The 12,283-nt window shown below is 38.6% G+C and carries 11 protein-coding genes; all 11 read right to left on the reverse strand.

The genetic code is table 11. The annotated features are described in order from the left end of the window. Window positions 1-58: 58 nt before the first annotated feature. The 11 genes from ACEPXG_RS18515 to ACEPXG_RS18565 all read right to left on the reverse strand — a co-directional run bounded on the left by ACEPXG_RS18515 (window position 59) and on the right by ACEPXG_RS18565 (window position 12,245). Window positions 59-1,147 (reverse strand): PIN/TRAM domain-containing protein, encoded by a 1,089-nt coding sequence (locus ACEPXG_RS18515; protein WP_391205675.1) that lies wholly within the window; start codon window positions 1,145-1,147, stop codon window positions 59-61. Between the two features lie 125 nt (window positions 1,148-1,272). Next, window positions 1,273-2,643 carry a DNA repair protein RadA gene (radA, locus tag ACEPXG_RS18520; protein ID WP_391205678.1) on the reverse strand — a complete coding sequence of 457 codons (1,371 nt, stop codon included), beginning with the start codon at window positions 2,641-2,643 and terminating at the stop codon, window positions 1,273-1,275. 58 nt (window positions 2,644-2,701) lie between these two features. Beyond that, window positions 2,702-5,149, reverse strand: coding sequence for an ATP-dependent Clp protease ATP-binding subunit (locus ACEPXG_RS18525; protein ID WP_391205681.1), 2,448 nt, complete (start codon window positions 5,147-5,149; stop codon window positions 2,702-2,704). Next, window positions 5,146-6,240: a protein arginine kinase gene (locus ACEPXG_RS18530; RefSeq protein ID WP_391210001.1), complete on the reverse strand. Its 1,095-nt coding sequence runs from the start codon at window positions 6,238-6,240 to the stop codon at window positions 5,146-5,148. Before ACEPXG_RS18530 ends, ACEPXG_RS18525 begins: the two co-directional genes overlap by 4 nt. Further along, the gene (locus ACEPXG_RS18535) at window positions 6,230-6,775 is read right to left on the reverse strand and encodes a UvrB/UvrC motif-containing protein (protein WP_391205684.1); all 546 of its coding nucleotides are present in this window, start codon (window positions 6,773-6,775) and stop codon (window positions 6,230-6,232) included. The genes ACEPXG_RS18530 and ACEPXG_RS18535 overlap by 11 nt, the downstream gene beginning before the upstream one ends. Before the next feature lie 21 nt (window positions 6,776-6,796). After that, window positions 6,797-7,264, reverse strand: coding sequence for a CtsR family transcriptional regulator (locus tag ACEPXG_RS18540; RefSeq protein WP_391205687.1), 468 nt, complete (start codon window positions 7,262-7,264; stop codon window positions 6,797-6,799). Between the two features lie 452 nt (window positions 7,265-7,716). Continuing rightward, entirely contained in the window at window positions 7,717-8,724 is a 1,008-nt protein-coding gene (gene rsgA / locus ACEPXG_RS18545) for a ribosome small subunit-dependent GTPase A (RefSeq protein ID WP_391210003.1), read from the reverse strand. 302 nt (window positions 8,725-9,026) lie between these two features. Next, window positions 9,027-9,968, reverse strand: a complete 942-nt coding sequence (locus ACEPXG_RS18550) for an ABC transporter permease (RefSeq protein ID WP_391205691.1) — start codon at window positions 9,966-9,968, stop codon at window positions 9,027-9,029. After that, window positions 9,946-10,869, reverse strand: a complete 924-nt coding sequence (locus tag ACEPXG_RS18555; RefSeq protein WP_391205693.1) for an ATP-binding cassette domain-containing protein — start codon at window positions 10,867-10,869, stop codon at window positions 9,946-9,948. Before ACEPXG_RS18555 ends, ACEPXG_RS18550 begins: the two co-directional genes overlap by 23 nt. Before the next feature lie 175 nt (window positions 10,870-11,044). Continuing rightward, entirely contained in the window at window positions 11,045-11,152 is a 108-nt protein-coding gene (locus ACEPXG_RS18560) for a hypothetical protein (protein WP_391205696.1), read from the reverse strand. 169 nt (window positions 11,153-11,321) lie between these two features. Further along, a complete protein-coding gene (locus ACEPXG_RS18565) occupies window positions 11,322-12,245 on the reverse strand; it encodes an NlpC/P60 family protein (RefSeq protein ID WP_391205699.1) in 924 nt (307 codons plus the stop codon). Between the last annotated feature and the right edge of the window lie 38 nt (window positions 12,246-12,283).

A 12,283-nucleotide genomic window follows, 5' to 3' on the forward strand; every position in this document is an offset into this window, starting at 1 on the left:
CTGTTACCAATAGAAAAAGGGCGTTCTCCTACTAAATATTAGGAAACTACCCCTTCCATTATTTTGAGTCTTGTGGTTTCGCGAAAATCATTCGACCTGCAGAAGTTTGAAGAACGCTCGTCACTTCCACATTAATCGCTTGTCCAATATACGCTTTACCACCTTCAACCACAATCATCGTTCCGTCGTCTAAGTAAGCGACACCTTGGTTATGCTCTTTGCCGTCTTTAATAACGACTACATGCATTATTTCCCCGGGAATAACGACTGGCTTGACTGCATTTGCAAGATCATTAATGTTAAGAACGCGCACTTGATGAAGATCACAAACTTTATTTAAGTTGAAATCATTCGTCACCACAATTCCATTCATTTTCTTCGCCAAACGCATAAGTTTTAAGTCTACTTCTTGTATGTCTTCAAAATCTTCTTCCACAATTAATACAGCGGAAGCACGTTCCGTTTGCAATGTTTTTAACACATCTAGTCCACGACGTCCTCTTGTTCTTTTTAAGGTGTCAGATGAATCTGCAATATGCTGTAACTCCGTAAGAACAAACTGCGGAACTACCAATACACCTTCCATAAAACCAGTCTGTGAAATATCCGCAATACGTCCATCTATAATGACACTTGTATCGAGAAGTTTATATGTCCCTAAACTTAGGCCCTGCTCCTCATCCTCTGAACTTTTCTTTTTTTGTCCAGGTTGTTTGGAAGTAGTAAAAACTTGCAGTAACTCGTCCCTTTTTTTAAATCCTACTTGAAAACCTAAATATCCAAGCACGATAGATAATAAAACCGGAACAACCGATCCAATACCAGGAATGACAATATTATTAATAGCAGTTCCAAGTAAAAATGCCACCATTAATCCAATGACAAGTCCTATTGTCCCAAAAAGCAAATCCCCTATCGGTGCCTTTAAGAGACGTTCTTCCATCCAACGAATAAAGTTAATTAGATAGTCTGTTAAAAAAAACGCTACAATATACAGTATGATTGCACCAATAATTACAGATACATAAGGATTTTGAATCCATGGGTTATCAGATAAATTTATAACTTGGTATAAGTGCGGTAAAAATAATAACCCTAATGTACCTCCTATTAAAATGAATGCAATTTGAATAATCCATTTTAACAAACACTCCACCTCCATTTACCTTTTATTATACAGCCAACCTTCATTCTACGTCTATTATGTTAAACAGGAGTAAACAGTTACTCCTGTTAGTTCAATTAAACGTATAGAAGAACTACTTAAATTGATTACTGAAAAGCTTCTTTCATGACTTCATTTACAGTTTCTACCCCAATTACTTGAATACCTTTTGGATAATCCCAGCCGCCTAAATTGGATGCAGGAATCACGATACGTTTAAAACCTAATTTGGTCGCCTCTTGCACTCTTTGCTCAATTCTCGATACTCGTCTCACTTCGCCAGTTAGTCCAACCTCCCCCACAAAACAATCGGTAGGTGCTACTCCTGTGTCCCGGAAACTGGATACGATACTTACTAGGACGGCTAAATCAATTGCAGGTTCGTCTAATTTAACTCCACCCGCAACTTTTATATAAGCATCTTGTGTTTGCAAAAGTAATCCCATACGTTTTTCTAATACCGCCATGAGTAAAGAAATTCTATTTTGATCAATTCCTGTTGCCATTCGTTTTGGATAATTAAAACTAGATTGCGTAACAAGTGCTTGAATTTCAACCAAGATGGGTCTTGTCCCTTCCATCGAAGCAACAATGGCTGATCCAGCTGCTCCGTGTGAACGCTCTTGCAAAAATAGTTCAGATGGATTCAACACTTCTTTTAAACCTTGCTGCACCATCTCAAAAATGGCAATTTCATTCGTTGAACCAAATCTATTTTTTTGTGACCGTAAAATTCGGTATGTATGATGCCGTTCTCCCTCAAAATATAAAACCGTATCTACCATATGCTCTAATAAACGTGGTCCAGCAATTTGCCCTTCTTTCGTTACATGTCCTACTAAGAAAATTGCTATATTTTTTGTTTTAGCAATGCGCATTAGTTCAGCTGTACATTCACGCACTTGAGACACACTTCCTGGAGCACTTGTCACTTCCGGATGATGTACAGTTTGAATGGAGTCGACAATCACAAATCTAGGCTCCACACTATCAATTGTTTCATTGATTAATTCTAAATTCGTTTCGGAATATATGTACAGTTCAGCAGATGTGACACCCAAACGCTCGGCACGAAGCTTCGTCTGTCTAATCGATTCTTCACCGGAAATATATAACACGCGTTCTCCCTTATTTGCGAGCAGTGCAGAAACTTGTAAAAGCAAAGTCGACTTTCCGATTCCCGGATCTCCACCTATTAAAATAAGGGAACCAGGCACAATTCCACCGCCAAGTACTCGATTCAACTCCATGAGTTCCGTTTCTACTCTCGGTTCATCCGCTGTCTCTACCGCAATAATTGGTGTGGCTTTCTGAGCTACTCCCGTAGAATGTTGAAAAGATCGTTTTGGTCCTTTTGAAACAACCTCCAACTCTTCTACCATCGTATTCCATTCTCCGCATCCTGGACATCTTCCCATCCATTTGGCAGACTCATAACCGCAAGAATTACACATAAACTTCGTTTTTCGTTTGGCCATTTGTTCCTCCTATGTAAAAAAAGGCATTCCTTACTTAACGTTTGGAATGCCCATTATTTTAAACCTCTGTTACTATGGCTTTTGTACGAACGACAAATTCATCATTCTCCACATCAAACACAACATGTTGTCCAGTCAGTACTTCACCTTTTAGTAGTTCTTCAGACAGTCGATCTTCCACATGCTTTTGCAATGCTCGACGCAATGGTCTTGCACCATATGCAGGATCGTACCCTTCTGTCGTAATTTTTTCTTGAGCGGCTTCCGTTAACTCTAGCTCAATACCTTGCTCTTTTAAGCGTTGTGCTAATTGTCGCGTCATTAACGAAACAATTCGTTTTAAATGCTCTCTTTCTAGCGAGTGGAACACAATCATTTCATCTAATCGGTTTAAGAACTCAGGTCGGAATGCTTTTTTCAATTCCTCTAACATTTTACTTTTCATATCTTTATAATCTGTTTTTCCACCTTCTCGCAAGTTAAACCCAACGTACTTATTGTATTTTAGCGCATCCGCTCCAACGTTAGATGTCATGATAACAACTGTGTTTCGGAAATCCACTGTCCGCCCTTTAGAGTCTGTTAAACGGCCATCTTCTAACACTTGAAGGAGGATATTAAACACATCAGGATGTGCTTTCTCTATTTCATCTAACAAGATAACAGAGTAAGGTTTACGACGAACTTTTTCCGTTAATTGACCACCATCGTCAAATCCAACGTATCCTGGAGGAGAACCAACAAGACGAGAAGTAGAATGTTTCTCCATGTACTCAGACATATCTACTCGAATCATTGCATCTTCGTCACCGAACATTACTTCCGCTAGAGCACGAGCAAGCTCCGTTTTACCTACACCGGTAGGACCAAGGAAAATGAATGAACCAATCGGACGTTTCGGGTCTTTCAAACCTGCACGAGCGCGACGAATTGCACGAGAAATTGCATCAACAGCTTCCGCTTGGCCAATAACTCTTTCATGTAGCTTATCTTCCAATTTTAATAACTTTTCAGATTCTGTTTGGGCAAGTTTAGATACAGGAACCCCCGTCCACATAGAAACAACCGCCGCAATATCTTCCACCGTCACTTCAGACTCTTCTTTACCTTGTTTTTCTTTCCATGAGTCTTTCATTTTTTCTAACTCATCTTTAATTTTTTGTTCTTTATCTCGGAAAGATGCTGCTTTTTCAAATTCTTGGCTTTGAACAGCAGCGTTCTTCTCCGAACGAACCGCTTCTAATTTCGCTTCCAATTCTTTTAAATTCGGAGGCGTTGTATAAGAACGAAGCCGAACCTTGGAACCAGCCTCATCGATTAAATCAATTGCTTTATCTGGTAAAAAGCGATCAGAAATATAGCGACTCGACATTTTAACTGCTGCTTCAACTGCTTCGTTCGTAATTTTTACACGATGATGTGCTTCGTAACGATCTCGTAAACCGTAAATAATTTGAATAGCTTCATCTACAGACGGTTCATCCACTTGAATTGGTTGAAAACGACGTTCAAGTGCTGCATCTTTTTCAATATATTTACGATACTCATCTAATGTAGTGGCGCCGATACATTGAATTTCACCACGTGCTAGCGCAGGTTTCAAAATATTAGAAGCATCAATTGCACCTTCTGCTCCACCAGCTCCGATTAATGTATGAAGTTCATCTATGAATAAAATAACATTTCCAGCTTGGCGAATTTCATCCATTACTTTTTTCAAACGATCCTCAAATTCACCACGGTATTTGGTGCCAGCTACGACTGTCCCCATGTCGAGCGTCATTACCCGTTTATCCCGCAAAATTTCTGGCACTTCATTTTGTACAATTTGTTGTGCAAGCCCTTCAGCAATGGCCGTTTTACCTACACCTGGTTCACCAATTAATACAGGGTTATTTTTTGTACGTCGTGCCAAGATTTCAATCACACGCGTAATTTCTTTGCTTCGCCCAATGACAGGATCTAATGTACCTTCTCTCGCTATTTGTGTTAAATCCCGTGCTAACCCATCTAATGTTGGAGTACTAGCAGGGGCAGCACTATTACTGCCGTTTCCATGGGATTGATCGGTACTTCCTAACAGTTGAAGCACTTGTTGACGAGCTTTGTTTAAGCTAACTCCTGCATTATTTAATACTCTTGCAGCAACTCCTTCTCCTTCACGGATTAATGCAAGAAGTAAATGCTCCGTTCCAATATAAGAGTGCCCAAGCTTTCGTGACTCATCCACGGAAAGTTCGATCACTTTTTTTGCACGGGGTGTATAGTGAACGATTGGACCAACTTCTTCAGCGCCCGTTCCTACTAACTCTTCAATTCCCGTTTCAATAACTTTAGGATCTACCTCAATTGCTTCCAATGCTTTTGCTGCTATTCCACTACCTTCTCGGATTAGTCCAAGTAATATATGTTCTGTTCCAATTGATTCGTGCTTTAAGCGAATAGCTTCTTCTTGCGCTAGTTGTAATACTTTTTGAGATCTTTGTGTAAATCGGTTAAACATCATGCAAGTTCCTCTCCTTTTGTTTTCGGTTTTTCTCCCATTTGTAACCGTTCCCTTAATAACTTTGCGCGAAACGTATCCCGTTCAGAAGCATTCAAGGTAGTTTCTGCATACTTTTGTAAAAATCCTGGTTGCATAAAAACCATGCATTCATTCAAAATAGTCACATCCACATCTTTTATGAGCCCTATGTCTATTCCTAATCGTACATCTGACAAGCATCTTGCTGCTTCCTCTGTTGTTATAATACGAGCATAAGACAAAATTCCCAATGACCGGTATAACCGATCTTCTAGTGTATTGGCAGAATGGTTTAATAGTGCACTTCTTGCTTCTTTTTCTTTTTGAATGATTTGTTCTGTAATACTTTGAAGATCCGATAGAATATCCTCTTCCGTTTTGCCCAGCGTTGTTTGATTGGATACTTGGTAAACGTTACCGAGCGCTTCACTGCCCTCGCCGTATATTCCTCTTACGACCATTCCTAGTCTCGAGATGATTGTAACGATTCTGTTCATTTGTTTCGTCATTGTTAACGCTGGCAAATGCATCATTACGGATGCACGCAACCCAGTACCCGTATTAGTAGGGCAACTTGTCAAATAACCAAATTGCTCATCAAACGCATATGGTAATTCTTTCTCTAGCAATCGATCGATTGTATCCGCTTGTGCGTAAGCTTCTTGAATCTGAAGTCCAGGAAACAAGCATTGTATTCGAATATGGTCTTCTTCATTGATCATCACGCTAACTGACTCATCGTCTGATAGTAATACCGACCCAGTCATCGGTGAATTGGCAAGTTTAGGACTAATCAGATGTTTTTCTACTAATACTTGCCGACTTAATTCGGATAAATCTTTTATTTGAATAGAAGAGAAGTTCATTTGTAATTCTTCATCTGCATCCAAAAGAGTGGCAGAAACTGATTGGTCAATTTTATGCGCTTCATCTTCAGTAAATGCCAATGGAAATCTGTACCCATTTAAGTTTCTAGCCAACCGAATTCGAGTACTCATGACAATATCTGAATGATCTCCACTACCAGCCATCCAGCTAGATGGAGAATTATCTAAAAAACGTTCAATCGCCATATCTTTCGTCACCTCCAGATGCAATCCTACTTTCAAGATCTCTTGCCTCGTCTCTTAACTCGGCAGCCTCCTCGAACCGTTCCATTTCAATCGCTTCTTTCATTTGCAAACGAATAGCTTCGACCCTTTTTTTCAATTCTAATTTTTCGCCTAGAGCACCTGGTGCTTTTCCAATATGTGTAATGTTTCCGTTATGCAATCGTTTTAATACATTCGGCAACTGTTTACGGAAGCTATTATAGCAAGAGGAGCACCCGAATTTCCCTTCATCTAAAAATCGTTGGATGGACCAACCGCATTCATCGCAAACTAATTTTGGCCTATCTTGTTTTTGATGTACTGGTTGTTGCTCCGCATGATTAAACCAGTTTGATAATAGCTGGTGGAGAGATAACGGATCTTGTTTATACTCTACGTAAAACGGGTGGAGACTATTGGCACAATTCTCGCAATAATTCCTTTCAAAGTGTTCACCGTTATGCACTTGCGTAACAGTTACTTTAGCTGGTCTCTGTTTACAATTTTCACAAATCACTTTTCAACACCCCGCTTAACTTCACTTTATTTCATATTTTAATGTTAGCAACATGGCACATAATATACGCGAGCGCAATTCATCTCTAACAGGTAGTGGAATAGCAAGAGTAGTTCGATTAAGCCCAGCTAAAATGAGCTTTGCTTCTCGTTTAGATATAACCTCTTCGTCAATTAATCTGAATACGATGTCTTCCGTCATGGATTCAGACGCCCCGCTTTCTAGGCTCTGTATGATATGCTCAATCAAATCAGCCTTTGTATGCGCACGCACGCGGAGAATTCGAATATATCCCCCACCTCCGCGTTTACTTTCCACTAAGTAACCGCGATCTTGGGTAAAACGGGTATTAATCACATAGTTGATCTGAGATGGAACACATTGAAACTTCTCGGCAATTTCACTTCTTTTTATTTCAATTTGTCCCTTACTCTCTTCTTCTATAATAGACTTTAAATAACCTTCAATTATGTCAGATATATTTTTCATCTTCTCACCTCTTCTCGCAAACTGACTTTGACTAACTTTGACTATATTATAACGAGAAAATTATTTATGTGCAATTGATACGATTTTACGAAATACACATGATTTAACATCCACATTAGGAGATGAAAATCTTTTCGCTTGTTTACCAAAGAGAAATTCCTAATTCGAATTTCTTCTATTTTCTTGGAAAAAGCGCAAGCGTCCTTTAAGAGCATCTTTTCTTCTATATTTCCCGAGTGCTTTAGACTAAATATTGGATCCACTATTACCGAGGGAATTTTTGTGGTGAAGTAAGATGAAGGCGAAACAAAACACCTAGAACTTTGGGTTCTTAGCATACCCAATTTATATAATTTCTTATCATAAAAAACTACTAACCAAAGCGATTAGTAGTTTTGGGATATTTGAATTTTAGTCTGACACTTAAAAGATATGAATGAAGTTATCAACACTTATTTTTTCTTTATAGATTGTTTCCGTTGATTTTTTGTGACTTGCTTCCACTTATTCACTTCTGCTTTTTTAGCTACAACATCGTTTTTTCTTTCGATATGGGCAAGCTCTCTTAATAATTTTACGTAGCTCCTATATCGTTCTTCTTTGAGTATACCGTTAGATATAGCTTTTTGAATCGCACAACCAGGTTCTTTTTTATGTTGGCAATCCCTAAAGCGACATCCTACTGCTAACTCCTCAATGTCTTTAAAGCTAGCACTTACACCTTCAGTACTTTCCCATAATTGAAATTCTCGCATTCCAGGGGTGTCTATTAAAAGGCCTCCTCCTGGGAGCAATGATAATTCACGATGTGTAGTCGTATGACGCCCTTTACTATCATCTTCTCGAATATCGCTAACCGCCATTACTTCTTCCCCAGATAATGCATTGATCAAAGAGGATTTACCAACTCCTGAGGAACCTAAAAGTGCGCCTGTTTTACCTGCAGATAATAGTGCAGCAAGATGATCAATTCCCTCGCCCGTCACACTACTCACTGCCAACACATCTACACCAAAAGCGACTGATTCTACTTCATTAATATAATAGGACAAGTCGTCACATGCATCTTTTTTCGTTAACACAACAACAGGTGTAGCACCTGAATCCCATGCTGCTAGTAAATATCTCTCTAAACGACGTACATTAAAGTCATCATTAAGAGACATAACAAGAAATACATAATCGACATTGACAGCAATTAGCTGAATATCCGTTGTCTGTCCAGCTACTTTTCTTGAAAACTGTGAACTGCGTGGGAGCACTTCCTGAATAATTCCTTTTTCTTCTCCAGGCATTTGCTCCATCACCACCCAATCTCCTACCGCGGGAAATGCTTCTCGATCATGGTCAAACTTGAATTTCCCTGAAAGAGAACATAACCATTCCCCATCATTCGTTATGACACGATATAAGTGTTTGTGCTCAAGTAAAACACGACCCACAATTCCTTTACCAAGCATTTTTTCTTCCCAACTATTATTCCAACCATATTGTTCGATTAAATTCAATTTAACTTCCTCCTAATTTTCCATATAAAAAAACCATGACTGCACAAATCAGCAATCATGGTTTCCCGGTCATTAGTAAAGAAGCATATCAAAAAGAAAAGTAGAATACACTTACTTTTTTAGAGATATATAGAGTGGGACATCATGAACTTACTGATTCGTGGATAATTATTTACACTTGTCATAATGCCTCACTCCTTTCCTTAAGTTATTTTCAGAATACTATAAGTATTAACATTATGTCAATACATTTTTTATGCAGTTACATCTCTCTTGATAAAAGACCAGTAACTAACAACTAAAAATGCAATGACATACACCAAAATTACCATGATAGAAAACGGCATTGTTAACCCAGCTATTAATGGATGATTTTCGCCTATATATTGAGTTAGATTGGTATTTGCAAATAAGATATACTTAGCAAAATCAAACCTAGCCAACACAGACGTAATAGTCACTCCCATGAACATAAGGAAAATGGATATACCTATAGCAAGAGAACTCGAACGGAATACGGAACCTATCATAAAAGCAAGCGTTCCAATAACAAATACATTTATAAGTGATAGACCAGTTAATAATAGAAGTCTTCCCCAGAAAGAAACGACTACAATCTGCCCATTCACTACCTCTAATTCTTTACCACCAATGGAATCAAAGAAAATATAACCACTTATCACACCTACTATAAATAGAACCACTGTCATTAGGACTGCAAATATCCCAACTGTAATAAGTTTTGAGGTTAAAATCCTCCATCTCTTCACTGGCCTAGTTAAAAGCATTTTAATCGTTCCTTGTGAAAACTCAGAGGCTACAATACCTGCGGCAACTACAACTGTAAATAATGTAATTATAGATAACATCCCAGGAATATTGCTGATAAAAGATTTTTCTTCGTCAAAGTCTATTGGAGCAACATTACGTTCTAAACGGTACTTTTCAACCTCTATCGTTTCTTTAAACTGTTTCTTTTGTTCCTTGGTCAAGCCAGGAATTGCTAATTGCCCTTCCAAAGACGAAATGTTTTCCTGACTGGACAGTTTCCAATCTACCCGCGATTCTGGTTGGTTGTTAATCCATTTATTAATACCTGCAAAACCAATCATTAAAAGGGCAACAAGCACAACCATTACCCAAGTTGCTTTTTTACTCCATAGCTTTAACCATTCATTTCTTATGAGATTCAGCAATTTGCCCACCTCCAGTTAATTCTAAAAATTGATCTTCCAACGTTTTTCTATGCGGACTGAACAAATAGATGTGTAAATTACTTGCAACCATTTCCGCAATAAAAGATGGAACCGCCTTCTTTTCTAATGGCAATACGAAACCATCTCCTGTAACTTCTACAGGAATGTTTTTAATACCAAAGAATGTAGTTGCTTGTTCTTTCGGAGTAACTTCCACATAGTAGTGTGACTCTTGCTCTTCTTTAACTTCTTGTATGGAGATTAATCTCCCATTTTGAATAACAGCGATTCTATCACATATTAACTCTATTTCAGCTAATAAGTGACTCGATACAAAAATAGAAACTCCATCTTCTATAGCAATTTTGCGTAAATACATTCGGAATTCACGAATTCCAGCTGGATCCAGTCCATTTGTTGGCTCATCTAATATTAAAAACTTAGGACGATGTAGAAGAGCCTGGGCAAGACCTAAACGTTGACGCATTCCTAGTGAATACGTCGACACCTTTTCATGAATTCTATTTTGTAAGCCTACTTGTGCAATTACTTCATCTATTCGAGCTTTTGTTACGTTCTTATTCATCCTCGCAAAGTGCAGCAAGTTTTTATAACCACTCATAAACTTATACATCTCGGGATTTTCTACAATTACTCCCACTTTACTCATGGTTTGCTCAAAATTTGTAGAAATTGCTTGCCCATCAATAATTACCTCACCGGACGTTGGTTTCATCAGTCCTGTCATCATCCGTATCGTCGTTGTTTTTCCTGCTCCATTAGGTCCTAAAAAACCTGTGATTTGTCCTGGCCATAAATCTAAGCTGAGGTCATCAATAATTTTCTTTTTCCCAATTACTTTTGTCACATTTTGTAGTTTAACAATTGGCTCTGTTTCCATTTCCTCACACCTTCCTTACTAGGTAATACGTTTTAAAACAATAAAAGTTCATTTTAATTAGTACAATTTTTCACGGAAAGTTACTCGCTTATTCTGTATCACTCTTTTAGCAAGCGGAATTGTTTATAAAGGATAATAAAATAGAAGCATCTCCCTAAAGCAGATGCTTCTATACCTATTTATATAAATGACACGCCATAAAGTGACCTATTTCTTGTTCCTTCCAAGCTGGTTTTTCTTCCGTGCAAATAGACATAGCGTTTGGAAAACGGGTTCTAAACACACATCCAGAAGGGGGATTAATCGGACTATGCAGCTCTTCTTGTAAGAAATTTTGTTGCTGTGATTCTTCAATGCCTGTATCACCTTTAACGTTTCTCCATGTCCTATTTCAAAATGGCGTTTCAAATTTTCTACATACAAAAGAACTTTTTCTGTCACGCAAATCCCCCCTAAACCGCGTACCTTCTCACTGCACAGATTTCATTCTCCAGCATAGAACTTTCTAACAATATAATTTCAACTGCTTTACCTGTGGAAGGAGAATGCAATAATTGCCCATTTCCATAGTAAAACCCTACATGACGCACAGGTCCTGTACCCTCGTCATTAGAAAAAAAGATTAAATCCCCTTTTTTCCAAGCGGAAGAGTCGTCTATCTGAATTTCTTGTCCAGTACAGGCTTGGTCACTTGCATCACGGGGAATTAAATATCCACACGCCTTCAGCATATTGTACGAGAACCCTGAACAATCATAGCCATACGGAGACATTCCACCCCATAAATAAGGCAAGTCTAAGTAAAGTTCACCTAAAGTTGCTGCATATTCTGCAGAACGTTTTGGGTATTGTCCCATCGATCTAGCAAAGTCAGCTTGGTCTTTTTGCAGCAATGCTTCGCCATGTGGGGTTTGGACTTTATAATAAGAGGCATCTTCTGAAACAACTGGAAGAGTCGTATTAAATGACACAACGAGCAGCGGGTTCTTTTTCATGTCCCATAGCTGAGTTCTCGCTAAAGAAACACGTGCAATCCCAATCGAATTCACTAGTTCAGGTTTCTGTAATTGCGTTATAGGAACCCACCCTGGATATCCACGGCTATCTTTTTTAGAAGGTTGCCAAATAGCTACAATTTTTGCCCAGTCCCCTTTTATTTCGTCCACAAGTACCGGTTCTCCATATAAAAGCTGGGTCTGTACACGGTTTTCCTCACAAAGTGCAATTCTTTCTTTATACTGTAGTGCTTCAAGCCATTCTAATAATAAAACAGGATTTGAAATACCGGGAGTATCCATCCCTCTTGCAGAAGCTGGGTCCGTCCAAACAGTTGCGACTTTCACCGAACAAATATATTCATTCGCTTCTGAAGTCATCTATTAACCTCCTATCCCTTTTCCAATTCCATACGAAA

Source organism: Psychrobacillus sp. L4, from assembly GCF_042944905.1.
GTDB lineage: Bacteria > Bacillota > Bacilli > Bacillales_A > Planococcaceae > Psychrobacillus.